22 protein-coding genes are annotated in these 25,789 nt (G+C 69.1%); 15 read left to right on the top strand and 7 right to left on the bottom strand.

All coding sequences use genetic code 11. The features are described from left to right. The first annotated feature begins 60 nt into the window (after nucleotides 1-60). From IB223_RS18115 to IB223_RS18100, 4 genes are all read left to right on the top strand, one after another. Entirely contained in the window at nucleotides 61-1,158 is a 1,098-nt protein-coding gene (locus IB223_RS18115; RefSeq protein ID WP_192203183.1) for a histidine kinase, read from the top strand. Then, complete coding sequence (locus IB223_RS19060; protein ID WP_192203182.1) at nucleotides 1,155-1,901, top strand: LytTR family DNA-binding domain-containing protein; 747 nt, start codon at nucleotides 1,155-1,157, stop codon at nucleotides 1,899-1,901. The genes IB223_RS18115 and IB223_RS19060 overlap by 4 nt, the downstream gene beginning before the upstream one ends. A 150-nt stretch (nucleotides 1,902-2,051) precedes the next feature. After that, a complete protein-coding gene (locus IB223_RS18105; protein ID WP_192203181.1) occupies nucleotides 2,052-3,509 on the top strand; it encodes a serine hydrolase domain-containing protein in 1,458 nt (485 codons plus the stop codon). Nucleotides 3,510-3,582: 73 nt separating this feature from the next. Further along, on the top strand, nucleotides 3,583-3,879 hold the full coding sequence (locus IB223_RS18100; RefSeq protein ID WP_192203180.1) for a hypothetical protein: 297 nt from the start codon (nucleotides 3,583-3,585) through the stop codon (nucleotides 3,877-3,879). Nucleotides 3,880-4,375: 496 nt separating this feature from the next. Here the strand turns inward: IB223_RS18100 and IB223_RS18095 are convergent, their stop codons facing one another. Continuing rightward, entirely contained in the window at nucleotides 4,376-4,876 is a 501-nt protein-coding gene (locus IB223_RS18095) for a M48 family metallopeptidase (protein WP_192203231.1), read from the bottom strand. Nucleotides 4,877-4,952: 76 nt separating this feature from the next. Between IB223_RS18095 and IB223_RS18090 the strand changes: the two genes are divergently transcribed. From IB223_RS18090 to IB223_RS18070, 5 genes are all read left to right on the top strand, one after another. Beyond that, entirely contained in the window at nucleotides 4,953-5,501 is a 549-nt protein-coding gene (locus IB223_RS18090; RefSeq protein WP_192203179.1) for a DUF2058 domain-containing protein, read from the top strand. Between the two features lie 37 nt (nucleotides 5,502-5,538). Continuing rightward, entirely contained in the window at nucleotides 5,539-6,663 is a 1,125-nt protein-coding gene (locus IB223_RS18085) for a hypothetical protein (RefSeq protein ID WP_225591195.1), read from the top strand. Nucleotides 6,664-7,218: 555 nt separating this feature from the next. Continuing rightward, entirely contained in the window at nucleotides 7,219-8,310 is a 1,092-nt protein-coding gene (locus IB223_RS18080) for a histidine kinase (RefSeq protein ID WP_192203178.1), read from the top strand. Next, on the top strand, nucleotides 8,307-9,068 hold the full coding sequence (locus IB223_RS18075) for a response regulator (protein ID WP_192203177.1): 762 nt from the start codon (nucleotides 8,307-8,309) through the stop codon (nucleotides 9,066-9,068). Before IB223_RS18080 ends, IB223_RS18075 begins: the two co-directional genes overlap by 4 nt. 268 nt (nucleotides 9,069-9,336) lie before the next feature. Continuing rightward, on the top strand, nucleotides 9,337-9,858 hold the full coding sequence (locus tag IB223_RS18070) for an ester cyclase (RefSeq protein WP_192203176.1): 522 nt from the start codon (nucleotides 9,337-9,339) through the stop codon (nucleotides 9,856-9,858). 128 nt (nucleotides 9,859-9,986) lie between these two features. Here IB223_RS18070 and IB223_RS18065 read toward each other — a convergent pair whose 3' ends face one another. The 5 genes from IB223_RS18065 to recC all read right to left on the bottom strand — a co-directional run bounded on the left by IB223_RS18065 (nucleotide 9,987) and on the right by recC (nucleotide 19,660). Continuing rightward, the gene (locus IB223_RS18065; protein ID WP_142122902.1) at nucleotides 9,987-10,331 is read right to left on the bottom strand and encodes a hypothetical protein; all 345 of its coding nucleotides are present in this window, start codon (nucleotides 10,329-10,331) and stop codon (nucleotides 9,987-9,989) included. An 8-nt stretch (nucleotides 10,332-10,339) separates the two neighbouring features. After that, nucleotides 10,340-10,612: a hypothetical protein gene (locus IB223_RS18060; protein WP_142122901.1), complete on the bottom strand. Its 273-nt coding sequence runs from the start codon at nucleotides 10,610-10,612 to the stop codon at nucleotides 10,340-10,342. Between the two features lie 185 nt (nucleotides 10,613-10,797). Further along, entirely contained in the window at nucleotides 10,798-12,675 is a 1,878-nt protein-coding gene (gene recD, locus IB223_RS18055; protein WP_192203175.1) for an exodeoxyribonuclease V subunit alpha, read from the bottom strand. Further along, nucleotides 12,672-16,289: an exodeoxyribonuclease V subunit beta gene (locus IB223_RS18050; RefSeq protein ID WP_192203174.1), complete on the bottom strand. Its 3,618-nt coding sequence runs from the start codon at nucleotides 16,287-16,289 to the stop codon at nucleotides 12,672-12,674. The genes recD and IB223_RS18050 overlap by 4 nt, the downstream gene beginning before the upstream one ends. Then, nucleotides 16,286-19,660: an exodeoxyribonuclease V subunit gamma gene (recC, locus tag IB223_RS18045; protein WP_192203173.1), complete on the bottom strand. Its 3,375-nt coding sequence runs from the start codon at nucleotides 19,658-19,660 to the stop codon at nucleotides 16,286-16,288. The genes IB223_RS18050 and recC overlap by 4 nt, the downstream gene beginning before the upstream one ends. Nucleotides 19,661-19,876: 216 nt before the next feature. On the opposite strand from recC, the gene IB223_RS18040 reads away from it, so the two are divergent. The 6 genes from IB223_RS18040 (at nucleotide 19,877) to IB223_RS18015 (ending at nucleotide 24,131) form a co-directional block, all read left to right on the top strand. Beyond that, nucleotides 19,877-20,665, top strand: a complete 789-nt coding sequence (locus IB223_RS18040; RefSeq protein WP_192203172.1) for an ATP-binding cassette domain-containing protein — start codon at nucleotides 19,877-19,879, stop codon at nucleotides 20,663-20,665. A 175-nt stretch (nucleotides 20,666-20,840) separates the two neighbouring features. Continuing rightward, nucleotides 20,841-21,593, top strand: coding sequence for an MlaE family lipid ABC transporter permease subunit (locus IB223_RS18035; RefSeq protein ID WP_192203171.1), 753 nt, complete (start codon nucleotides 20,841-20,843; stop codon nucleotides 21,591-21,593). A gap of 3 nt (nucleotides 21,594-21,596) precedes the next feature. After that, nucleotides 21,597-22,139 (top strand): outer membrane lipid asymmetry maintenance protein MlaD, encoded by a 543-nt coding sequence (gene mlaD, locus IB223_RS18030; protein WP_192203170.1) that lies wholly within the window; start codon nucleotides 21,597-21,599, stop codon nucleotides 22,137-22,139. A gap of 8 nt (nucleotides 22,140-22,147) precedes the next feature. Next, nucleotides 22,148-22,810, top strand: coding sequence for an ABC transporter substrate-binding protein (locus IB223_RS18025; RefSeq protein WP_192203169.1), 663 nt, complete (start codon nucleotides 22,148-22,150; stop codon nucleotides 22,808-22,810). After that, entirely contained in the window at nucleotides 22,794-23,096 is a 303-nt protein-coding gene (locus tag IB223_RS18020) for an STAS domain-containing protein (protein WP_343227227.1), read from the top strand. The genes IB223_RS18025 and IB223_RS18020 overlap by 17 nt, the downstream gene beginning before the upstream one ends. Nucleotides 23,097-23,126: 30 nt before the next feature. Next, nucleotides 23,127-24,131, top strand: coding sequence for a VacJ family lipoprotein (locus IB223_RS18015; protein WP_192203167.1), 1,005 nt, complete (start codon nucleotides 23,127-23,129; stop codon nucleotides 24,129-24,131). A 218-nt stretch (nucleotides 24,132-24,349) separates the two neighbouring features. Here IB223_RS18015 and rmuC read toward each other — a convergent pair whose 3' ends face one another. Beyond that, nucleotides 24,350-25,699 (bottom strand): DNA recombination protein RmuC, encoded by a 1,350-nt coding sequence (gene rmuC, locus IB223_RS18010; RefSeq protein ID WP_192203166.1) that lies wholly within the window; start codon nucleotides 25,697-25,699, stop codon nucleotides 24,350-24,352. Between the last annotated feature and the right edge of the window lie 90 nt (nucleotides 25,700-25,789).

Here is a 25,789-nt window from a genome sequence, read left to right as displayed (position 1 = left end):
CTCGCCCATGTGTCCGTCTGAACGTCCTTCAACCTGTTGCGAACACGGTGCGGCATGCCGATGACGCCTGCACGCGCCGGCCGGCACGCGCTGCCGCCGTTCTGGCTGCCGGTGCTGGCCGGCCTGCCGCTGGGCGTCTGCCTGCTGGTGATGGCGATGCCGATCCTGGGCCACGGCAACGCCACGCTGGCGCGCACGCTGTACCTGTCGGCGTTCGTGCTGTGGGTGCTGCCGCTGACTGCCCTGCAGCGCTGGCTGTGGCGACGCAGCATGGCGGTGTGGCGGATCGCGCTGGTGCTGCTGCTGACGACCTATGCGATGGCGCTGGCCACGCGCCTGCTCAGTGTCGCGCTGCAGGCCGCCACCTCAGGCAGCCTGGCGCGTCTCGTCGCGCCGGGCACGCTGGATGTCGGCTTGCTGTTCCGTGGCCTGGAAGGTGCCTGGCTGGTGCTGGTGGCGTACTGCGCGGTGCATGCGGTGGTGACGTACTGCGCGGAACTGCGCCACGAGCAGGCCCGGCACCTGGAGGCGCGCGCCCTGGCGCGTGATGCCGAATTGCGTGCACTGCGCTACCAGTTGCAGCCGCACTTCCTGTTCAACACGCTGAATGCGGTTTCCGCGCTGGTCGCCGACGAGCGCGGTACGGAAGCGCGACAGATGCTGGCTCGCCTCGGTGACTTCCTGCGCGCGGTGCTCGATGCACGCGCGGGGCATGAGGTGACGCTGGCCGAAGAGATCGCCATGACCGAAGCCTATCTGGAAGTCGAGAAAGCCAGGCTGGGCCGGCGCCTGCTGCTGTCGTGGCATGTCGGTGACGGCGTGCTGGGCGCGCATGTGCCCGGGCTGCTGCTGCAACCGCTGGTGGAGAACGCGATCCGCCATGGCATTGCCCCGCGCAGTGCACCGGGCCGCCTGGATATCCGCATCGCCCGCGACGGTACGCAGCTGGACATCCGCATCGACAACGACCTCCCTGCGCCCGGCGAAGCACCACCACGATCGGAGGACGCGCGTACCGCCGTCGGCCTGGACAACGTGCGTGGCCGCCTCGCCCGGCTTTATCCGGACCGCGCCAGCCTGCAGGCCGACATCGACGCGGGGCGCTACCGCGTCCGGCTGACGTTGCCGCTGCGCACCGCGCCGGAGCCGGCTACGTGATCCGCGTCTGCGTGGTCGACGACGAACCGCTCGCACGGCGTGGCGTGCTGTCGTTGCTGGCCGCCTTCGATGATCTGCAGGTGGTGGGCGAATACGAAGACGGCACCACCGCGCTGGCCGGCCTGCAGGCGCAACCGCCGGACCTGGTTTTCATGGACGTGCAGATGCCGGGCATGACCGGTCTGGACGTGCTGGCGGCGCTGTCGCCGCAACAGCGACCGCTGGCGATCCTGCTGACCGCGCACGACAGCTTCGCGGTCAGGGCGTTCGCCTTGAACGCCGTCGACTACCTGCTCAAGCCCGTCGACGACGTGCGCTTTGCCGAAGCGCTGGCCCGCGCGCGCCAGCTGCTGCGTCTGCGCGACCTGGACACGGCACGCACGCCACCCACCGCCACCCCGGCGCGGCACCTGGAGAAATTCTTGGTGCGGATCGGCCATCGCACGCTCTTCATCCGGGCCGCCAGCGTGGCGTGGATCGGCGCCGACGGCGACTATGCCGTGCTGCACGTGGGCGAACGCACGTACATCGTGCGCGAGTCCCTGCACCAGCTCGCTGCGCAGCTGGACCCGGCGCGCTTCGTGCGCGTACACCGCTCCTCCATCGTGCGCCTGGACCAGGTGGCGGAACTGCAGCCGCTGACCAACCGCGATGCGGTGCTGCGGCTGCACGACGGCACGCCGGTGCGCGTCAGCCGCACCTATATCGACGCGCTGCTGTCTGCGCTGCACGCGGGCGGCTGACCCCGGTAACGGCGCGGACGCTCGCCGTCTTGTCCTCCGCGCGAACACCGCCCCACCGGATCGGCGCAGCGCGTGCACGTGCAGCCGCACGCGCAACGACAACGCAGGATCGCGCTATTAGGGTGAGGGCTCCCCTTCCGGAGCCGTCCGATGCGCGTCACTTTTTTCCGTCCGTTCGCGCCACTGCGCTTCACCGCATGCGTACTCGCGCTGTCCTGCACGGCGACGCCCGCGCTTGCCGCCGACACCTGCGATGGGCCGTCCGACGATGCCGCCGCCATGACTGCGCAAAAATTGCTGCAGGCACTGGTCGCCACCAACGGTGTGCCGGGCATGGGCGCCGCCGTGTGGCGCGACGGCCGCGTGGTGTGGACCGGCTGCGCGGGATTGCGCGATGTCGAAGCCCGCTCGCCGGTGCAGCGCGACACCGTGTTCCGGCTGGCCAGCGTCTCCAAGGTCATCGCCGCCACCGCGGCGGCGAAACTGGCGGAAGAAGGTCGTATCGACATCGATGCGCCCGTCGGCGACGCGCTGCCCTGGCTGCCGGCGACGTGGTCGCCCGTGACGGTGCGCCAGCTTGCCTCGCACACATCCGGCGCACCGCACTACGCCGGCAACGACCTGCAGGTGCTCGGTCGCGTCCGCTATCCGACCGCGCGCGATGCGGTGGGCATTTTCTCCGGCCGCGCGCTGCTGTCGGCCCCCGGTACCACCTACCGCTATTCGTCGTGGGGCTACACGCTGCTCGGCGCGGTGATCGAAGCGCGTTCGGGCGAACACTTCCTCGACTACGTCCGCCACCACGTCACCGATGGCCTGGCGATCGGTGCAGACGGCGAAACGGATGGCGGACGCGCGTCGCAGCTGTACGACATCGAACACGGCGCTGTGCGCCACGTACCGCGCACCGACATGAGCTATACCTGGCCCGGGGGTGGACTGGCCGCCACACCCGAGGCGCTGGCCACCTTCGGCGGCCGCGTGCTGGAGCACCGCATCGTCGGCGCCGCGCGCTGGCAGGCGATGCGACAACCCATGCGACTGGCCAGCGGCGAGCCCGCGCATGACAGCACCTACGACGTCGGCTTCGGCTGGCGCATCGGCCGCGATGCCGACGGCGAGCCCGTCGCGCACCACGCCGGCATCACCACCGGCGCGCGCAGCGTGCTGATGCTGTGGCCGGCGCAGGACACCGCGGCCAGCGTGTTGTCCAACGCGATGTGGGCATCGGCGATGGAGCCCACTGCGCAGGTGTTGGCGGCGCCATTCCGATCGCAACCGGACGGACTGGTCGCGGCGGCCTGCCCCGCCTCGGGTCGCCTGGCCGGCACGCTGAAGGGCGCGCGCTTCGACACCGAGGCTTCGTTCCGCATCGAGCACGGCCGCTGCGTCGGCGAACTGGCCGGTGCCGAACCGCTGCGCGCCTTCTTCGCCAACGCCTACGCGTGGCCCGGCCAGCGCCTGCGCATCGTCTCGCTGGCTGCCGACGGCTCGCTGTCGCGTGCCGCACTGGCCACGCCCTACGGCCTGTACGACCTGCGCGCCACCGGCGCAGGGCGCTGGTCGGCCACGTTCAACGCCGAGGCGACGCTCGAACTGGCGCTGTGATCCACCCGCGCGCGCTTCCGGGGTCTGCGCGCGCGTTGCCTCTCCGACCCCCATCATGAAAAGGAATCACACGATGCGTTTTCGCACCCTCGCCTGGAATGTCCTGGCACTCGGCTGCCTCACTGCTGCCGGCTGCAGCTCCATTGCCAGCCGCACCAACACCTTGTCGGACGAACGCATCCTGTCCGAAACCGGTGGCGTGCTCGGTCTGTCCCCCTCGGAACTGACGATCGCGGAACGCCGCACCGAGGGCACCAACACCTACGTCACCCTCAAGGCCCGCAACGGCAAAACGTATGCCTGCACCGTCAACGGCGGCAACCTGCTGTCGTTCGGCATGACCAACCCGCCGGTGTGCCAGCCGCGCTGACGCCGTGCACGTCACCGGACGCTGACGGCGAACAGCGAGTGGACGTACCTCCGCTCCGTTCGCCCCTCACCCGCCTTCGGCGCCCTCTCCCTGCAAGCGGGGCGAGGGAGAACTCTCCCGCCATGCCTCCTTTTCCCCACAGACGATGAGGGGAAGAAAAACGCCCCGCGCCATGAATCCTTCTCCCCGTTCACGGGGAGAAGGTGCCCGGAGGGCGGATGAGGGGCGAGCAGAAAGGCGGTGCTGAAGCCACGTAGCCCGGGTAAGCACAGCGCACCCGGGGCATCGGGACATGTCCGGCCCCGTGTGCCCAGATGCGGCCGCTGGCCTTATTCGGGCTACGCCGGCTTCGAATGCATCATGCACGCGCGACACGCAGCGGCGGTTGCGTCGCCCCTGGATCAAGACAGTTGCTCCACCGCGCGCGGGGCGAGGGAGAAGCATGAGCACTGCACGCCCCCCTTTTCATACCCCGGGTGCGTTGCACTTGCGCGTGCTACCTGCCCGCACCCATCTCCAGATGGGTCAGGTACAGCCGCAGATCGAACTCCAGCTGGTGGTAGTCGGGTTCCATGTGCGTGCACAGCTGGTAGAAGGCCTTGTTGTGGTCGGCTTCCTTCAGGTGCGCCAGTTCATGCACCACGATCATCTTCAGGAACTCGGCGGGGGCGTCGCGGAAGACGGTGGCGATGCGGATCTCGCGGCTGGTCTTGAGCCGGCTGCCGTGCACGCGCGAAATCGCGGTGTGGGTGCCCAGCGCGTGCTTCATCACCTGCAGCGTGCTGTCGTAAGCCACCTTGCCCAGCGGCACCGAGCGGCGCAGGTGGCGTTCCTTCAACGCCTGCACGTAGTCGTACAGCTGGCCGTCGCTGCGCACCATATGCAGCTGGCCGTACTTGTCGGCCAGCATCGGGCCCAGCCGCTCCTGCGCGATCAGCGCACGCACGCGTGCCTGCAGGTCGGCGGGGTAACCGGCGAGGTATTTCAGGGCATCCATCGTGGGCGTGGACGGCAGGTTGCGGGCGGGGACGGCGGGTATGATGGCCCGGAAACCTCCTGCACGACACCACGACATGGCAAAGGGAAATCCGTTACAGGAACAGCTGCTCAAGGCAGGCCTGGTCAAGAAATCCAAACTGGCCGAGGTCGCGCGCGAGCAGAACAAGGCGCGCCACGGCAAGGGACCGGCCGCGCCCAACGACATCCAGCGCGATGCGGAACGGGCACGCGCCGAGAAGGCCGAACGCGACCGCGCCATCGAAGCCGAACGCAAGGCGCAGGCGCGCAGCGCGGAACTGCGTGCACAGGCGCGGCAGATCATCGAAGACCGCAAGGTGCCGCGCACGGGTGAAGTCGAATACCGCTTCACCGCCCACGGCGCCATCCGTACCGTGCTGGTCAACGATGACTTGCGCAGGAAGCTGTCTGCCGGCGCGCTGGTGATTGCCCATATCGATGACCGCTACGAACTGCTGCCGCGCGTGGCCGCCGACAAGGTGCGCGAACGCGATGCCGGCATGATCGTGCTGGACCACGGCCAGGGCACCGACACCGGGGCCGCCACCTCCGAGGACGATGCGTACTACGCGCAGTTCCAGGTACCCGACGACCTGATGTGGTGACAGCGACCGCCGCATCGCTTTGACAAGGAGTTCCACCATGCGCCTGCACCGCCTGCTCACCTGCCTGCCGATCGCGTTGCTGCTGGCGTTGCCGCCGGCACATGCCGTGGATGCCTCCACGGCGGTGGCACCGCCGGTGGAAGACACCGGCACGTTGGCCGCTGCGCCGTACCGCATCGACATTCCCGCCGACTGGAATGGCGAGCTGGTCATGCTGGTGCACGGCTTCGAGCCGGTCGGCGTGCCGCGCGCGTCGCCGTGGCCGGCGAACGAGGCCACGCCGGTGTTCCTGTCGAAGGGTTACGCGGTGGCGCAGAGCGGATTCGCGACGCAGGGCTGGGCGATGCGCGATGGCATCGACGATACCGAGCGCCTGCGCGCGCACTTCGTCGAACGCCATGGCGCACCGCGTCGCACGTGGCTGGTGGGTTTCTCGATGGGCGGCGGCATCGCCGTGGCCAGTCTTGAACAGCAGCCGGCGCAGTACGACGGTGCGCTGTCGCTGTGCGGCGCCAACGTGCCGGGCGCACGGTTGGCGGAAGAGTTGTTCACCACGCTGGTGGCGTTCGATGCGTTCTTCCCCGGAGCCACGGGCGTACCCGACGGTGGGCTGTCCGGTCCTGCCGCGGCGGAGCTCGGGCAGATGGACGTGATGAACGCGGTGACCGGCGCGTTGCCCGGCAACCCGGACGCCGCCGCGTTGCTGGCCAAGCACATGGAGGTGCCTGTCGACGCGATGCCCGGCATCGTCAGCCTGCATGCCCTGGTATTCAACGACATGCGACGCCGCGCGGGTGGGCTGCCGGTGGACAACACGCGCACGGTGTACACGGGGTTCGGCGACAACGCAGTGTTCAATGCAGCGGTGCCACGCCATGCAGGCGATGCGGCGGCGATGGCCTATGCAGCCACCGCACCGGCACTTACCGGGCAGATGCGCAAGCCGCTGGTCATCCAGTACAACGCCGGCGACCCGACCATCGCGCCGCGTCTGCAGCCCCTCTATGCGGCCCTCGTGCGCGCGGGCGGGGACGTCATCGCACCGCTGGTGCTGCCCGACGCGGGCGAAGGGCATTGTGGGTTTTCCCCGGAGCAGATCGGCGAGGCCTTCCGCACGCTGACGCAGTGGTCGGTCACGGGGAAACGGCCGGGCGGGGAGTGAGGCGCGGCCGGTATCGCCGGCCACGCAGAGTGGTATTGCCGCAAAAGAAAGGCCCCGCGTTGCGGGGCCTTCTGCTGTCTGGGGCGGTCGCGCGTCAGTCGTTGCCGCCGCTCCCAGTGTCGGGTGTTCGGTGCGTGGTTGCGGCCAAAGCGCGAGGTCAGTTCGCGCCAGGCTCCATCGAGGCCCTCGTCCTTGCCGGCACCAGGGGAGGGCTTGAGCCAGGGCCGATTCGACGCGCGCTGCAGTCCGGGCTTTGTCGGCCATGGCGCCGACGGTATGGTCGAACTCAACGGCTTCCACGTTGCGCTTCCAGACCGGAAGGTGGCCGTCGACAGCACGCTCGCCGAAAGGCTGGAGATGCGCACCGGACATCGCAGGCGATCAACACAGGCGCTATTCGCTTCCGGATGGCCGATGGGCGCATTGCCGAGGGATCGATGTGCGACGACTCGTTCGGGGGGATGGAGCAATTGGGTATGCTGCCAACGCCGGCGACGGGATCGGCGACGGGAGGCAGCTCGGCCGGTGGCACACCTCGCTGGAAAAGAGCCCGACATGGCGACACCGACGATGGAGAACGGGTCCGGATTCGGTCGCCGGGGCGTGGTCATCCTCGGGGCATGGACCTTGGTCGCGATGCTCTTCGCCGGGCAGGCCTGGTTTGCCGCCCAGGTGCGGGGCGAACCGCTGGCGTGGGTCCGCGCCAGTGTCATCTGGCTCGTCTGGGCCGGCGTCTGGGCTGCCCTCACGCCGGCCGCCCTCCGGCTTGCGGCACGGTTTCCGCTACAACGACCGCAGATCCTCCGCGCGCTCGTGGTCCACGGCCTCGCTTCGGGGATCTGCGCCTTGGTCAACCTGGCGCTCTTCGCGCTGGCGGCGCCGATGATCGGCGCGGCCCAGGTCGAGCCCACCTGGTTCGGCACCTTCAACCGGCTGCTCGGCACGACGTTTCTCCTGAATCTCCCGGTGTACTGGCTCATCGTCGCCGCGGCACACGTGGAGCGTCTGGTGCGGACCGCCCGCGAAAAGGATCGTCGGCAGCTCCGCATGGAAGCGCAGCTGGCGGACGCCCGCTTGCAGACATTGCGCACCCAGTTGCAGCCTCACTTCCTTTTCAATGCCCTGAATACGATCTCCGTGCTGATGCACGAGAATGCCGACTCGGCGGATCGGATCCTCTTGCAACTGAGCGCCCTGCTGCGCCGCTCGCTCGACAGCAGCGAGGCGCATGAGGTGCCGCTTGGCGAGGAGATCGGCTTTCTGGAAAGCTATCTCGAGATCGAGCAGGCCCGCTTCGAGGGGCGTCTGAGCTACCGAATCGCAGTCCCCGACGAGGTGCGTGAAGCACGGGTCCCCAACCTGATCCTCCAGCCCCTGGTTGAGAACGCCCTGCGCCATGGACTGGCCACGCGCGCGGGACCTGGGCACATTGAAATCAGGGCGGACCGGCAGGACGATGCCCTGCTGCTGCGCGTTTCGGATGACGGCCGGGGATTGCCACCGTCGACGACCGAACGCATCGGCCTGGCGAACACGCGGGCGAGGTTGCGCTTGCTGTATGCGGACAGGCAACGCTTCGAAGTGCGAAATTCCGACGACGGCGGCGTCATCGCCGAGATCGAGTTACCCTGGCACACTGTCGCATGACCCTCCGCGTACTGATCGTTGACGATGAACCGGTCGCCCGCCGCGGGATAGTGCGGCTCCTGCGGCAGGAGCCGGACATCGAAGTCGTAGAAGAGTGCGATGACGGTGGAGCGGCCATATCGGCGATCAGCGCGCATTCGCCCGACCTCGTCTTCCTCGATGTGCAGATGCCCGAACTCGATGGCTTCGCCGTCATCGAAGCCATCGGCGGCAACCGCATGCCGGCGGTCGTGTTCGTGACCGCATTCGATCAACACGCTGTGCGCGCGTTCGATGCCCAAGCGATCGACTACGTGCTGAAGCCGATCGATCCGGAACGCTTTCGCCGTGCGCTGCAGCGCGCCCGTTCGCACGTTGGCCATCCCGATGACAGCTTCGCCCGCCGCGTTTCCGAGGTGCTGAAATCGATCGATCGAAGTGCACCTCAGCGCTATCCCACGCGACTCGCAATCCGTTCAGAGGGACGCGTTCGATTGCTCGACATCGACGAGGTCGATCGTATCGTCGCTGCAGGAAACTACGTCGAGATCCACACAGGCGCGAAACAGCACCTGCTGCGCGAAACGATGGCCAGCCTCGAGTCCCGCCTGGATCCACAATGTTTCATCCGGGTATCACGCGCAGCGATCGTCAGCATCGCCCGGATTCGCGAAGTCCAGCCACTGTTCAATGGCGACTTCGTCGTTCTCCTCAAGAACGGGGCACAGGTCAACGGCAGTCGTCGTTATCGAGCGGCGCTCGACGTGTTGTTTCGCTGAGCCCTTTTTCCGCTCAGCTCGCTGTGCGGGCGACACGGTAGAGTGCGCTCCGCCGCTTGGGAGAGGCGATCTCAACCGTAACCTCCAGGGTCGCGGCCAACGCGGCCGCTGCATGAAGCCCTACGGCAGCGCCGACGTGTGACGCGCGCCCGTCACTCCGCAGCCGCCACTCATCCCACCACCACGTCCGCCCGACACCAGGGGCGCGCGAGCAGTCGTACACGGCTCCATCATCCGCAACACGCACTTCCGCGTTTCGGAGATGGTCATGAAAACCTGCAACATTCTGCTTTCCGCAATGGCAACACTCGTCGCCTTCACCGGCATGACCCCATGCGGAGCCACTGCATCCGACGGCGTTCGCGCCGAGTCTCTGGAACTCAACAAGTCGGTCACCCGCAGGGTGTACGAGGAAGGCCTGAATCAGGGTCGATTCGAAGTGCCGTACAGCGCGGACTTCGTTGGCCACGGCGGCAGGAGAAACTTTACCCATGCCGACGGCATGGCAGAAGCCAAGGGATGGCGCGAGGCGTTTCCGGATCTCAACATCACGGTCGACAAACAGGTTGCCGAGCGCGATCTGGTGGCCGTGCACTGGACGGCGCGCGGGACCAACACCGGCACAGGGAATGGCATTCCGGCGACCGGTCGCGCAGTGCAGATCACGGGCACGACGCTGTTTCGAATGGCGGACGGACGAATCGCCGAAGAATGGACCTGCGCCGATTCGTTTGGGCTGATGAAGCAACTGGGTCTGTTGGCGACGCCGGCAGCAGCGCCAGCGCGATAGGCTGGCATGAGCGTGCGAACCCCGACGTCGGGCACGCACCATTCGTCGGCCGGCGTGGGGCCGCTTCGGTCATCGGGAAGGCGCAACCACCATCTGACGGCGCGTGCCGGGGCACGCGCGGGAGGTTCTCAGCGCCAGCTCGCCTTGCGCGAGGGCTGGGGGGGCGTCGGGGTGGGGTCGATGGTGGGCACCAGCATCGACAGGCGTGCCTTGGCGAACTCGCCACCGCCGGCCACATCCAGCTTGCCCACGCTGTTGGCGTTGATCAGGCCGGTGTCCAGGAACACCTCCTCGCCCACCGTCAACGGATGACGGGCACTGCACAGCTTCGACGGCACATGCAGCACGCTGATGCCATCACGCTGCCATTTGGTCTCCGGCACCAGCCGGCGGACGATGGAACCATCCACCCAGACTTCCACCGAATCCGACGACACCGACCGGCACTTGCCGATCCCAACATCAAAAGCCATGCACCCTCCTACAGGGCGGTATGCGTAAGCGTGAACAGGAAACCACGCGCTTCAAGCAGGGCACGCATCCGCCTTTCGGCCGGTGCGCGATGGAATTGGCGGCCCGCCCACAGACTGAAGCACGGGCGACCGGTGTTGTGACCGTGGCCAAGCTCGCGCCGGGACACCGCGATATCGAGCGATTCGCACGCCGTGGCCCACATCACCCGCAGGTCACCGGGACCAATGGATTGCTGCGATCCCAGATGGAGAATGAACACCTGGACCTGCTGGTTCGTCATACACACCTCCTCGGCACGCGCTCAGTCGCGTTCGGTAAGCCGAGAGGGAGAGAAATCGGCCCGCGGGAGGCGGCGGAGGAGACTGCCAGTCAGCCAGGACAGGTATACGCCCTTGGGGGCGTGACCGCAAACCCGTGTTCATGCTTTGCGACGCGCGTGCGATGCGGTTGCACCGCACTGCGGTGTTACGACGCGATGCGTGGACGCGCCAACCGCCAGCCCAGCCCCGACCACCGGCTTGCATGCCGCGACAGTGCGTCGCGGATCACCGCTTCGCTGCCGGCGACGTGCAGTTCGCGTCGGGCGCGGGTGATGCCGGTGTAGACCAGCTCGCGCGACAGCACGCGGTTGCCGCGTGCCGGCAGCAGCAGCCAGACCGCGTCGAACTCGCTGCCCTGCGCCTTGTGCACGGTCATGGCGAACGCGGACTCATGCGCGGGCAACGATGCGGGGTGGAACGCGCGCGGCTGTGCGGGTGTGTCGCCCGGAAACCAGGCCAGCAACACGCCTTTCGCATCGCGGAAACACAGCCCGATGTCGCCGTTGAACAGGCGGTGGCGATAGCTGTTCTCGGTGACGATGACGAGCTGTCCGTGGAAGTGGCCCTGCCCGGCGCGCTGCAGGCCGGTGCCGCCCTCCACCAGCAGGCGCTCGATGCGGGCGTTCAACGTGCGTGCGCCCTGCGGGCCTTCACGCACGGCGGTGAGGATGCGCAGGCGCGCAGACAGCGACAGCGCGTCGGTGGGCGTGGCGGCTTCGCCCAGCGCGCGCCAGTGCGACAGCAGGTCTTCGCGCTGCGCGTCGAGAGGATCGGCCAGGTCTTCGTGGAACCGCACGCCGGCAAGCGTGTCGCCGCGCAGCTGCGACAGCGTGGCGGAGGCATCGCCTTCGCGCACCGCAGCGGCCAGCGGCGTCAGCTGCAGGGCCTCGCTCTGGCGCCAGCCGCGCTGCAGGTGCACGCGGATGCCGGCGAAGCGGCCCTGTCGATGATCCTCGCTTGCCTTGTGATCAGCGGGCGGTACATCACCGAGCAGCGGGCGGAGCGCCCCGGCATCCTGCATGCCGAGGTCGTTGCCTTGCCCCGCCGCGCTGAGGATGGCCGCCAGCACGTCGCCCGCTTCCACCGATGGCAACTGGTCCGGATCGCCCAGCAGCACCAGGCGCGTGCCATCGGCCACGGCGTCCACCAGCTTGGCCATCAGCGGCAGGTCGATCATCGAGGCTTCGTCGACGACCACCACGTCGAACGGCAGCGGATTGTCGGCGTGATGGCGGAAGCGGGGCAAATCCGGAATCGTGCCGAGCAACCGGTGCAGCGTCGTACCCGTGGTGGGCAGCGTCGCGAGCAGGTCGGCGTCCACGCCCTGCGCCGCCAAGGCCTGCACCGCATGGCGGACGCTCTCGGCCATGCGTTCGGCGGCGCGGCCGGTAGGCGCGGCCAGGGCGATGCGCGTCGCGGCACGGCCCGCGTGCTGCGCCTGTGCGACCAGCAGCACCAGCAGGCGCGCGGTCGTGGTGGTCTTGCCGGTACCGGGACCGCCTGTGACCAGCAGCAGGGCATGGCGCAGCGCGAGCGCGGCGGCACGCGCCTGGTGAGCATCGTGCGCGGCCGGCGGAAACAGCTGCGCGAACACGGGCGCGAGCGCATCGATGCCGGTTGCCGGCACCGCGTGCGCGGCGAGGCGTTGCAGGCCGAGCGCGAGCGCGCGTTCGTACTCGCGATAGCGGCGCAGGTAGAGCAGGTTCTGTTCCAGCACCAGCGGCGCGTGCGGATCGGCGGCGGCATCGGCATCGTCCGGCGTCGCCACCCAGCGCGAGGCGGCAAGGCATGCGCGCCACGCGTCGGCGGATGGCCAGTCGATGGGGGCTTCGGCATCGAGCAGTGCCTGCGGCTCGCGCAGCGAGAGTCCGGCATGGCCCTTGGCGACGGCGAGCGACGCCAGCGCGGCGGCGGCCAGTACCGCGTCGGGCGTGGACGCATCCAGGCGGCGCAGGCTCTGCGCGAGGGCGTGGTCCAGGGTGCGCAGGTGGCCGTTGCGGAACAGGGCCTCGAGCAGGCTCATGCGGCCGCCTCCCGACCGTGGCCGGCGAACAGGGCGTCGAGTGCGTGCACGAGTTCCGGCGCGAAGCGCTGCGCATGCACACCGAGCGACGCATCGCGCGCGGGTTCGAGCCCGCGGCAGAACACGTAGCGGATGCCGCCGAAGTCGCGCGCGTAGTCGTAGCCGTCGCCCAGGCGGAAACGCAGCCAGCGGTGCAGCGCGACGGTGTAGACCAGGGCCTGCAGGTCGTACTCGCTGTGCGCCATCGCGGCGGCCAGCGCAGGCGCGTCGTAGCGCGGCAGGCGGTTGGACTTGTAGTCGAGCACGTACCAGCGCCCGTCGCGCACGTAGGTCAAATCGATCTTGCCGGTCATCAACCCTTCCAGCCGCGAGCGCAGGCCGAACCCCTGGCGGGCGCGCACCACGTCATGCGCGTGCAGCAGCGCCAGCAACGTCGGCACGGCAGTGGGCGCGAGGGCGAAATGGAATTCGATTTCGGCACGCCGCTCGTATTCGCCCAGCGCATGCAGTGCGCCGCCCTCGGGCAGCGCGACGGTCAGCGTGCGCCCGACCAGCGAGGTGAGCAGCGCGATGCCGTCGGCCAGGTCGTCCTGGGCGTAGCCTTCCCTGCGCAGCGCGGCGAGCAGGGCAGCATGTTCTCCTTCCGGCGCCGCATCGCCCACCTGCCACTGCGCCCATGCACTGAAGCGGGTGTCTTCGAGCGCCGCATGCAGCACGTTGCCGAAACGGCTGCCACTGAAACGCGGGTCGTACGCGTCGGCGGTGATGCCGGGGGATGCGTCTGCGTCATCGGGCGGCTGCACCGGTTCGTCCGCGGCCGCGCCATCGGCCTCGGTGGCAGCGGCATCGATGGCGTGGCCCGCATCGGCATGTGCGAGCTGGGTGAAGCTGTAGACCCACCAGTCGGGCGCGATGGAACGCCGGGCGATGCGGGCGGGCGGCACCGCGCCCTCGGCCACGGACGGCAACCACGGCAATGCCGCGGGCGGCGACGTGGAGTCGATGCAGATGCCCGGGTCGCGCGCCCGCAGGGCGTCGACATCGCGCACCATCGCCCACAGCGGTGACTGGGCGTGCTGGTAGAAGGCGCCCGCTGCCAGCCACAGCGCGTGGCAGGCACGGGTCAGGCCGACGTACAGCAGGCGCGCATCTTCGGCGCGCTGTGCCTCGCTCCATTGCGCCTTGGCCGCGCTCCAGCCGGAGACCTCTTCCTGCAGCTTCCAGTGCAGCACGCGGCCATCCGCGTCGGTGACGACGACACGCTGGCCGGGATCGGGCGCCTTGCCGCCGATGCCTGCGTACGGCAGGAACACCAGCGGATACTCCAGGCCCTTGCTCTTGTGCAGCGTCACCACCTGCACGCGGTGCGCATCGGATTCCAGCCGCAGCAGCTGCGCGTCGTCATCGGCGCCGGTGCCGGCATCGGCGATGGCAGCGGCCAGCCAGTCGACGAGGCCGGGCAGGCCGAGCGTACGGGCGTCGGCCTCCTGCAGCATTTCGGCCGTCTGCAGGTAGTTGGTGAGCCTGCGCTCACCGTCGAGCAGGCCGAGCAGGCGCGGGGCGTGCTCCGCGCACAGGTCGTTGACCAGCGCCAGCGGGCCACCGCGTTGCAGGCGTTCGCGCCAGTCCTGTGCGCGCTGTTGCCAGCGGCGCATCGCATCGCCGTCGGTCTCGAGTGCGGCGATGCCGGTGGCATCCACGCCCAGCAAGACAGTGGACAGCGCGGTGCGCAGATGGCCGTCGTCCGCGCCGTGCATCAACGTGCGCAGCAGCGCATGCAGTTCGCGTGCTTCCGGCGTGGCGAACAGGCTGAGCTTGCCGGCCGCGACGGCGGGAATGCCGACCTCGGCCAGCGCCTGCCGGATGCGGGTGGCATCCCGGTGCGTGCGGACCAGCACGGCGATGTCGCCGGGCCGCACGGGTCTGCCGGCGATCGTCGCCGCGCCGGACCGCGCCTCGACCAGCACGCCATGGATGGCGGCCACGCAGGCAGCGGTGGCCAGCTCACGCGAGGTGCCTGCGTCCCAGGGCTTGAGCTTGCCGTCCGGTCCGGGCGCTGGCGATGGCGCCTGCCACACGGTCAGCGCAGGTGCGGCCGTGCCATGACGCTGGAAGTCGTCATCGTGACGGGTGCCGCCGGGCGCGACCGGATGGAAACGGATGCGCTCATCGACGAACGCGGCGTCGCCGGCCTGTGCGTACAGCGCTTCGATGGCGCGCAGCACCGAGGGCCGCGAACGGAAGTTGTGCGACAGCGGTGGCGCGGCGACGGCATCGGCCTGCGCGGCGAGGTAGGTTTCCACGTCGCCGCCACGGAAGCCGTAGATCGCCTGCTTGGGATCCCCGATGACGAACAGCGCCGGCTGCGGACTCCTGCTGCCGAACACGCGGTCGAAGATGCGCCACTGGCGTGGATCGGTGTCCTGGAACTCGTCGACCAGCGCGACGCGGTACTGCGCCCGCAGGCGCTGCACCAGGGCGTCCGCATGCGGCGTTTCGAGCGCGTCGGCGACGCCGTCGATCAGGTCGTCGTAGGTCTGCGCGCGCAGCTGCTGTTTGCGCAGCACCAGCCGTGCCCGGGCATCGTCGCGCAGGCGATGCAGCAGGGCGACGCGGCGCGCCTCCCGGTAAGCCTCGATGCGGTCCTGCATCTGCAGGTACACGTCGATGGCATCGCTCAACGGCGACGCCGGGGTGCGGCCCGTGCCGCCCTTGCTGGTTTTCTGCAGCAGCGCCTCACGGCGCAGCTGCGGCAGCTTGTCGTGCGCGAATGGCACGCCGGCATCATCCGCGACCGCCCACGCACCCAGCGCGTCGAACAGCGCGGTGATCCACTCGACCTTGTAGCTTCCGCCGTGCAGCACCTTGCCCTCCACTGCGGCGACCAGGGCATCGCGGAACGCGTTCCCGTGGGCGTGGTACGCGGCAGCGAGTGCTTCGCCCGCTGCGCGCAACGCGGGTGCGGGGTCGGCGGGCAGCGGATCGACGGGGTGCGGCTGCAACCGCTGTTCGCGCAGCAACACGGGCAGGTCGGCCGCCAGGGCCTCGGGGCCGCCCTTCCACAGTGCAAGCAGATCCTCCGCACCGTCATCGTCCACGCCATGCGCGCGCCACAGGTCCGCGGCGATTTCCTGCCGCAGCGATGCGTCGTTGGCGAGCAACTGCGGGGCATCGAAACCGTGCCCGCTTTCCAGGGCGTGTTCGCGCAGCACCCGTGCGCAGAAACCATGGATGGTGAACACCGCCGCCAGGTCCATGCCGTCGGCGGCTTCGCGCAGGCGGCGATGCAGTGCAGTGGGGGATTCGCCACTCCGCGCTCGATGCGCGTCGAGGAGCGCGCGCGTCAATGCCGCTTCCGGCCCTTCATCGGCCGCGGCGACAGCGGGCAGCGATGCCGCCAGCAGCAGGCGGGCGCGGATGCGCGCGCGCAGCTCCTGGGTGGCGGCCTCGGTGAAGGTGACGGCCAGGATCTCGCCGATGCGCAGGCCGCCTTCCACCACCAGCCGCACGACCAGCGTGGCCAGGGTGAAGGTCTTGCCGGTACCGGCGGACGCCTCGATGGATTGCACGCCATCGAGCGGCAGCGCGAGATAGGGATCGTGCGCGGCGGTCATCCGGCGTCCTCCGCGTCGAAGACGGGAGCCAGCGCGCGCAACGCATCGGGATCGGTGCCGGCGTAGACCTCGCCCTGCGTGACCGCGAGATAGATCGACATCGAAAGATCCGCGAACCGCAACCGCGTGGCGTCATCGGTGAACGGATCGCACCCGCGCAGCGCGAGCCGCAGCGCATCTCCGCTGCCTTCGCTCCAGCTGCGCTCGCTTCCGTACCATTTCTTCGCCGCTTCCTTCAGGCCCGCTTCCATGTCGGGCGCGGCGGCGAAGAATTCCCAACCGCTGTAAGGCGCGAATGGCAGCGGTTCGCGCAAGCCCTGTTCGCGCAGCCAGAGCAGGTGCCGGAGCACCGTGCGCGCCTGGTCCGGAGCGAGGGGCGGGCGCACGTGGGGACCGAACGGATGGCCGGATGCCGGCTTCCTGCCGCCTTCGTGGAATTGAACCAGGGGCAGCGCCAGGCCGGCCGCACTGGCGAGCAGCCAGTCCAGGCCGTCGCGGATCGCCGCGTTTCCGCCCGGAGCACCGATGCGAACGCGGGCAAGCCCGTGCGGATACACGCCCGCCAGCGTGCCGTGCAATGCGACGCCGTCGATGTCCACCTCGATGCGCTGCGTCGCCGGCACGTCGCCGCCGCGCCAGTCGGCGAAGGCGCGCGCATACGGCATGACCTCGCTGCGCAGCGCGGCCAGCGTGCGCCGCCCCAGCGGACCCGAGGGCAGCAGTGCGCGGGCGCGCAGGGCGGCATGCAGCGTGGCGTCATCGTCGCCCTGCAGCGCCCCGGCGAACACGGCCGCCTGCACTTCACTGCGCGCCAGGCCGCGGCCCGGCAGCAGCAACGGTTCGACGTCGTCGCCCGTCTCGTCGATCCCGTCCAGCCGCAGGCCGAGCCGCTGGCGCAGGAACTGCTCGGCCGGTGCGGTCAGGAAGCGGCGCAGCAGGTCGAGCGACAGCGGGGAGCCGGCGTCGTCGGGTGGCGGCATCGCGTCGCCCGGGAACCAGCGCGGCAGGGGCGAGCGTCGCCCTGCCAGCTGGTCGGCGGCGGGATGCCATTGCCGGCGGTAGCTGAAGCGGCGCGGGTCGTCATCGCCACCGAACGCGGCGGGCGAGAACGGCTGCAGCGGATGGTGCACCACCAGCGCCCTGGCGACGGACGCCGGATCGGCATGCTGCTGCGCGGCGGCGTCGATGAGTTCACTGACCAGCACCGACGGTTCGCGTGCGCTGCCGTCGCGCGGATCGGCACCGAGATAACTGAGAAGGAACACGTCCTGCGCGGCGGCGAACAGTTGCAGGAACAGGAAGCGGTCGTCTTCGCGCAGCGAGCGGTCGCCATGCCGGCGCTTGTCGGTGCCGAGTTCGGCCGTGAGCTTGCTCAGGCCGGCGGCGGGATCGCGGCGCGGATAGTCGCCATCGTTCATGCCGAGCACGCAGATCACGCGGAACGGCAGCAGCCGCATCGGCACCATGCGGCCGAAGCTGATGCCGCCGGTCAGCAGGGGCGCGCGCGTATCGGCTTCGGCAAGCGTGGTGGTGAAGTGCGCGCGCACCACGTCGGCCGGCACGGTGTCGGCATAGCCCGCTTTCTCCGCCTGCGCGGCGAAGTCGTCGATGAGCATGCGCAGGCGGTCGAGTGCGCGCTGTCGGGCGGGCAGCGTGGGCTCGCGGGGCAGCAGTGCGGCGAGCAGTCCGAGCAGCCGTTCGCGCCATTGCGCGGGCGTGATCGCTTCGCCCAGCGATTTCTGGTGGCGCGCCAGCACGCGCAACAGGCGGACCAGGATGTCCAGCGCATCGAGCGCGCTGCCTTCCAGTTCCGGCCAGGGCGCGACGCCGGCGATGTCGTCCTGCGCGCCGCTGGCGTGGCCCAGCAGCAGGCGGTCGAGCGCGAACTGCCAGGTGTAGGCATCGTCGGCGGGCGCGTCGTGCGCGGCACGGTGCTTCGCATCCAGTCCCCAGCGCGCGCCTGCGGCCTGCAGCCACGCGTGCAGGCGCTCGAAGGCGGGGGCATCGAGACCGGCCGCGTCCGCGATGGGCGCACTGGCGAGCAGATCGAGGATCTCGTGGGTGCCGAAGCGCGAGACCGGCAGGCCGAGCAGGCGCACGAACACGTCGGCCAACGGCTCGCCCGCCAGCGGACTGGTGTCGGCCAGCGCGTACGGCAACCGGTCGCCATCGCCCGGTGCGCCGAACACGGCTTCCAGGTAGGGCACGTACGGGTCGATGTCCGGCGCCAGCACCGCGATCTCGCGCGGCTGCAGCGGCGGATCGAAGTGGTCGTCCTCCAGCAACGCTCGCAGCTGGTCGTGCAGCACCTGCAGTTCTCGCAGGCGCGTGTGGCAGGCGTGTACCTGCAGGCTGGGATCGTCGGTGCGCAGGGCCGGCAGCAGGTCGGGCGGCTGCGCACGGCGATGGAACAGGTCCGACTGCAGTCGCCGCAGCAGGCTGCCCTGGAACTTGCCGCCCCCTGCGCCGGGATCGGCGTGGCCGCGCACGTCCAGGCTGGGATGCACCAGTTCGTAACCGCCGATCACGGCCATGAAGTCGCGCCCCGCCGCACCCCAGGCCTGCAGCAGGCGGGCGTCGGCGGTCGTGTCGTCCTCGGCGCCCGCGCGCAGGCGTTGCAGGTCGCCCCAGTAGTCCTTCACCGGCGAAGGGACATAGAAATGCAGCGTGCCCACGCGCGCCTGCGTAGCCAGCACGCGCAGCACATCGGGGGAGACATTGAGCGTGGCGAACGCGAACACGCGTGGCGGCAGTCCCTGCGGCAACGGCTGGCCCGAGCCCTCGAAGCGGTCGAGATAGCGCTGGATGCGCCGCGCGCGATAGTCGTGGCCACCGGCGACATGGCGCCACAGGATCGCCTGCGGGTCGTCGGGATCGGCGCCACTTTCCCAGCGCAGCAACCAGTCGCGGCGCCACGCCTGGTACTTCTCGAACACGTCGGCCAGTTCCCCCGCCAGCGCCCACGGCTTGAGTGGATCGGGCCGGCGCGACGCGGTACCCGCCAGGTAGGCGGCGATCTGCGCCATGGCCGGACGCGCGAGCAGCACGGGGTCGGTCAGCGCGGCGTACAGCCGCCAGTGCAGCGTCGCGGCATCGAGATCGTCGCCCTCGCCCGGCACATTGGCGTCCAGCGCACATGCGACGAACTCGCCGGGGGTGAGGAATTCCAGGTTCGCGGCGATGCCGTGCTCGGTGGCCAGCGTGGCCTGCAGCCAACGCCGCATCGCGACCTGCGGGATCAGCACGGTATCCGGCGCCAGCAGCGGCACGCCGGGCGCGGCCGTGCTCAATTCCCGTGCCAGCAGGCCCGCCAGCACCTCCAGCGCGTTGGAGTGGTAGAGGCGGAAGTCGGGCGTGGCGTGGGTCGTCATCGTCGTCGCCATTGTGCCGGATGCCGGCATGGCGCCGAAGACACAGCGGTTTGGGCCACAGCATCCCGCACGACCGTGCGCGCGGGCGGCGGTCGGGTGCCACAATAATCAAACTGCGCGGTACGGTTTATGTTCAGCCGTTGGCCGTGAAGCTACATCGTTGTTTTTGCGTTAACCCGCTACTCCCCCGCTCCGCCCCCCTCGCCGACGACGCCCATGACGCCTGCCGACGCCCCTGCCGTGCACCTGTCCGGCCTCCGCCTTGATCGCGGCGGTCGCACCATCCTGCGCGACATCGACCTGTCGGTGCCGCGCGGCAGCATCACCGCGGTGCTGGGTCCGTCGGGCAGCGGCAAGTCGACACTGCTGGCCGCGTTGACCGGCGAATTGCCGCCAGCGGCGGGCAGCGTGGAGGTGTTCGGCCAGCCCGTGCCGCACCGCAGCCGCGCGTTGCTGGACATGCGCAAGGGCATCGGCGTGCTGCTGCAGGGCAACGGCCTGCTGACCGACCTGAGCGTGGCCGACAACGTGGCGCTCCCGCTGCGCACGCACACGAAGCTGCCGGAGGCACTGATCCGCCGGCTGGTGGACTTCAAGTTGAATGCGGTGGGCCTGCGCGCCGCCGCCGACGCCTATCCTCGCGAACTCTCCGGCGGCATGGCGCGCCGCGTGGCGCTGGCCCGGGCGCTGGCGCTGGACCCGCCGCTGATGATCTACGACGAGCCGCTGACCGGGCTGGACCCGATCGCCAGCGGCGTGATCATGAGCCTGATCCAGCGCCTCAACGACACCCTGGGGCTGACCAGCATCATCGTGACCCACCACGTACATGAAACCCTGCCCATCGCCGACCAGGCGGTGGTGATCGCCAACGGCGGACTGGTGTTTTCCGGCACGCCGGCAGAACTGGAAGCGACGTCCGACCCGCTGGTGAAGCAGTTCCTGCGCGGCGAACCGGATGGCCCGATCGCGTTCGACACGGTCAAGCGCGGGGAGGCTGCGTGATGCGTTATTGCACGGCGCAGATTGTCCCTCTCGTCATCCCGGCGAACGCCGGGATCCATGTTGATTTTGATTCTGCCCGCGAGGCCCGGAGCAACCGCAAGAGCACAATGGATTCCGGCTTTCGCCGGAATGACGGCTCAAGCGCGGCAGACGGCGCTGTTGGGGAGGTGCACTGATGCCCTTCGTCGAAGCCACCCGTTCGCTGGGCCGCGCTGGCCTGTTCTCACTGTCGGTGTTCCGTGCATCGAAGCCGACCCGGGACTTCTTCGCCGAGCTGACCCGCGAGATCTACAAGATCGGCGGCCGCTCGCTGCCGATCATCGCGGTGGGCGGTGCGTTTGTGGGTCTGGTGCTGACGCTGCAGGGCTACCGCACGCTGACCACGTTCGGCGCCAGTGATGCGCTGTCCACGTTGCTCGGCCTGTCGCTGTACCGCGAGCTGGGCCCGGTGCTGACCGCGCTGCTGTTCATCGGCCGCGCCGGCAGTTCCATCGCGGCCGAGCTGGGGCTGATGCGCGCCACCGACCAGATCAAGGCGCTGGAACTGATGGCCATCGATCCGGTGGCCAAGGCCGTGGCGCCGCGCTTCTGGGCGGCGGTGCTGACGGTGCCGCTGCTGACCGGTTTCTTCTGCTCGCTGGCGATCAGCGCGAGTTATTTCGAGGCCGTGCACGTGCTTGGCCTGGACAACGGCACGTTCTGGTCCGCGCTGCAGAACAGCGTGGATTTCTGGGACGACTTCGGCGTGGCCCTGCTGAAGTCGGCGGTCTTCGGCGGTACGGCCGCCCTGGTCGCGGCCTACGTGGGTTTCCACGCCGAGCCGACCATCGAGGGCACCTCCGTGGCTACCACCCGCGCGGTGGTGAATGCCTCGCTGCTGGTGCTGATGTTCAATTTCGTCATGTCTGCATTGCTTTTCAGGAGCTGACCCATGTCCGTCCGTGGACCCCGTCTCGAGTTCGCCGTCGGCGCCTTCCTGCTGCTGGCCCTGGCCTCGCTGCTGGTGCTGGCGCTGGCTTCCACCAACAAGCGCTTCGGTGTGGGCGGCGGCAGCTACGAGCTGACCGCGCGCTTCTCCAACCTCGGCCAGCTGCGCAAGCAGGCCCCGGTGAAGATCGGCGGTGTGGTCATCGGTCAGGTGGCCGACATCCGGCTGGATCCGGTCAAGTTCGATTCCCTGGTGACCCTGTCGATCGACAGCCAGTACAAGGACCTGCCGGCCGACACCGCCGCCGGCATCTTCACCAGCGGCCTGCTGGGCGAGAACTACATTGGCCTGTCGCCGGGCGGTGACCCGGAGGTCCTGAAGCCCGGCGAAGAGATCGCCTTCACCCAGCCAGCGGTGGACCTGCTGCAGCTGGCCGGCAAGTACATGTTCAGCGGCGGCACCAACAATGCCGGTGCAGGCTCCGGGGAAACCCCGGCCAGCGGCGAGACGGCCGCGCCCCCCGTTACGGAAGAACCCACGCCATGAAGACCCTGATGAAGCCCTCCCTCCTGTCCGTCGTGCTGTCTGCCGCGCTGCTGGTGTCCGCACCGCTCGCTGTGTCGGCGCAGACCGCGGCACCGGCCACCGCCACCAAACAGGCCAGTGCCAGCCAAGTCGTGCTGGCCAGCAGCACGCGCATCCTGACCACGCTCGACCAGCGCCGTGCCGAATTCAAGTCGAACCCGGCCGCACTGCGCCAGTTCGTCACCACCGAGTTCAACACGCTGTTCGACGGCGACTATGCCGCCCGACTGGTACTGGGCGTGCACGGCCGTGGTGCCTCCGATGCCGACGTGAAGCTGTTCGGCCAGGCCCTGACCGAGCGCCTGCTGTCGGCCTATGGTGCACGACTGGCCGACTTCAACGCGCGTCTGAAGGTGCGGGTGAAGTCTGAAAGCCCGCTGCCCGGCGGTCGCGGCGTGAAGGTCGACACCGAGTTCGTCCAGGCCGACCAGACCGTCACCCCGATCACCTTCTACGCGCGCAACGTGGGTGGCCAGTGGAAGGTGTTCGACGTGCTGCCGGAAGGCGTGTCCTTCGTGCAGACGTTCAAGACGCAGTTCGATACGCCGCTGCGGCAGAAGTCCATCGCCCAGGTGGCGGCGGACCTGAAGGCCGGCAGGCTGCAGGTCAATGGCAGTGCCAGCGGCAACTGACGCCGGCGTCCAGCGGGACGGCGACGCGCTCGTGTTCACGGGTGCGCTGGACCGCGCTGCGGCCGCCGCGCTTTGGCCCAAAGCGTCGGCACAGCTCGCCGGTGCGCAACGCATTGTCCTGACCAACGTCACTACCGTCGACAGCGCCGGGCTGGCACTGTTGGCCGAGCTGGCCGCGCGACTGCGCGCCGGCGGCACCTCCCCGCGTTTGGAAGGCCAGCCCGCTGGCCTGGCCGAGCTCCAGGCCGCGTATCGCCTGACCCCGGAACTGGATTTCCCGACGTAACCCCCACCCCCGCCGTTTGCAGGAATCAGGATGAATCTGTTCCGTCTCAGCACCGTCGTCCTGCTCGCCGCCCTGGCGACCGCATGCGCGTCGGCGCCCAAACCCTCGACAGCCGCGCCGGCCGACGCGGTGGTGATCGACAGCACCGCTTCGGCCCCGTTGCCGACCGAACCGCCCATCGACCCGGCCAGCATCGACACGCAGGCGCCGACGACGGACACCGCCACGGCGTCGGAGGGCGAGGACGACTTCGCCGCCATCTACGGCCAGGGTGCCTACGACCCGGTGGCCGATCCGACCCTCCCCGCACCCGCACAGTCGCCGACCGCCTACGACCCGTGGGAGAAGTTCAACCGGAAGGTGCACGCGTTCAACAACGTCGTCGACCGTGCGGTCGCACGCCCGCTGGCCCGTGCCTACGTGGCGGCGGTGCCGCGACCCGTGCGCTTGGGCGTTGGCAACTTCTTCGACAACCTGCGCCAGCCGCTGACGATGGTGAACCAGCTGCTGCAGGGGCGTCCGCGCGATGCCACGCAGACGTTCGGCCGCTTCCTGCTGAACTCCACGGTCGGCATCGGCGGCATCTTCGACCCCGCCAGCGACCTCAAGATGAAGCGCCGCAGCGAGGATTTCGGCCAGACGCTCGGCACCTGGGGCTGGAAGCGCTCTCGTTATGTGGAGCTGCCTTTCTTCGGCCCCCGTACCGTGCGTGATGTGCTCGGACTTGCAGGCGACATGCCGCTCAGTCCGACCCGGTACGTGGAAGACGACAAGACCCGCATCTTCCTGCAGGGCCTGAACCTGGTGGACACGCGCGCCCAGCTGCTGTCGCTGGACAGCCTGCGCGAAGGCGCGGTGGACGATTACGCGCTGGTCCGCGATTCGTGGCTGCAGCGCCGCAATTACCAGATCGAAAGCCACCGCACGCCGAAGCAGACCGAAGAAGAACTGCCGGAGTACCTGCAGGACGACGAGAACAACCCTACCGTGCCGGCGGACGCCATGCCGATGCCGGAAATCACTGGCGGCGGTTGAGACCGGCAGGTAGCGATGAATGAAAACGGCGCCTCATGGCGCCGTTTTTCTTTGGCTGTTCCCCTCTCTCCGCGCAGCGGGGAGAGGGTGCCGAAGGCGGGTGAGGGGCGAACGGAGTGGGACAAATTCCATGCCTCGATGGAGGCCGCGCTCGCCCCTCATCCGCCCGCTGGGCACCTTCTCCCCGCGCGCGGGGAGAAGGAGAAAAGCCAGAGCCCTCACTCCGCTTCGTCGCTACCCAACAGCTTCTGCGTTTCTTCACCCGGCAACGCTTCCACGCCGCGAAGCTGGCGCTCGATCGCACGCGTGCGCACGCCCGCCTGCTTGATGCTGTTCTGCACCGTGTCCAACTGGCTGTTGGCCTTCTCCAGCACGGTGGCGAACTTGCCGAATTCGGTCTTCACCGCACCCAGCAGCACGCGCACCTCGCTGGAACGCTTTTCGATCGCCAGCGTGCGGAAGCCCATCTGCAGGCTGTTAAGCAATGCCGCCAGCGTGGTCGGGCCGGCGATGACGATGCGATGGTCGCGCTGCAAGGCATCGACCAGCCCGGGACGGCGGATGGCCTCCGCGTACAGACCTTCGGTGGCCAGGAAGAGCACCGCGAAATCCGTGGTGTGGGGAGGCACCACGTACTTCTCGTTGATCGACTTCGCCTGTACCTTGATCGCGCGCTCCAGCTGGGTGGCGGCTGTGCGCATCGCATCGGTGTCGCCGCGCTCCTGCGCTTCGATCAGTTTCTCGTAATCCTCGCGCGGGAACTTGGCATCGATCGGCAGCCACACCGGCACGTCGCCGTCCTGGCGGCCGGGCAGGCGGATGGCGAAATCCACCGCTTCGTTGCTGTCCGGACGGACCTTCACGCTGCGCGCGAACTGCTCGGCCGTCAGCACTTGCTCCAGCAGGTTCTCCAGCTGCACCTCGCCCCAGCCGCCGCGATCCTTGACGTTGCTCAGTACACGCTTGAGGTCGCCGACACCGGTGGCGAGCTGCTGCATTTCACCCAGGCCGCGCTGGACCGCCTCCAAGCGCTCGGACACCAGCGAGAACGACGCATCGAGACGCTGCGTCAGAGTGGCCTGCAACTTCTCATCCACCGTCGCGCGCATCTGCTCCAGCTTCTGCGCGTTGTCGGCCTGCAGCTCCTTCAGGCGATCCTCCAGCGTGGCGCGCATCTCGCCGATCCGCTGCTCGTTGCGCTGGGTCAGTTCGTTGAGCCGCTGGCCCAGCGCGTCGGCGAAACGCTGCTGCGATTCGGAGGATTCCAGCCGGCCCTTGCGGGCATCTTCGGTCAGCGTATCGCGCAGCACGTCCAGGCGCTGGTCGGTGCGGGTGCTGAGATCGGCCAGGCTGCGGGCAAAGCCGTCGATGCGGGCCTCCTGCGCGCGCGACAACCCCTCCAGCTGCTCGCGCAGCTCGCCACGACCCTCGCGCTGCTCGTCGCGCAGCGCCCGTTCCAGCAGGTCACCGATGCGCGCCTCCGGACGGCGCAGCAGTAGCACCGCCAGCAGCACGACGGCGAGGGCCACGAGAATCAGCAGGAGGACGAGCAGGGTCTGGGAATCCATGCGGACAGTGTAGCCGCTGGCGTCTCATCGCCTGAGCCGGCCACGGCGCGAACGCCCTCGCACAGGAAGCGCGCGCCTCGTCACGGGACG

The organism is Pseudoxanthomonas sp. PXM03, from assembly GCF_014852005.1.
Lineage (GTDB): Bacteria > Pseudomonadota > Gammaproteobacteria > Xanthomonadales > Xanthomonadaceae > Pseudoxanthomonas_A.
The sequence above is the reverse complement of the archived record's forward strand: the minus strand, read 5'-3'. Positions and strand labels throughout refer to the sequence as shown.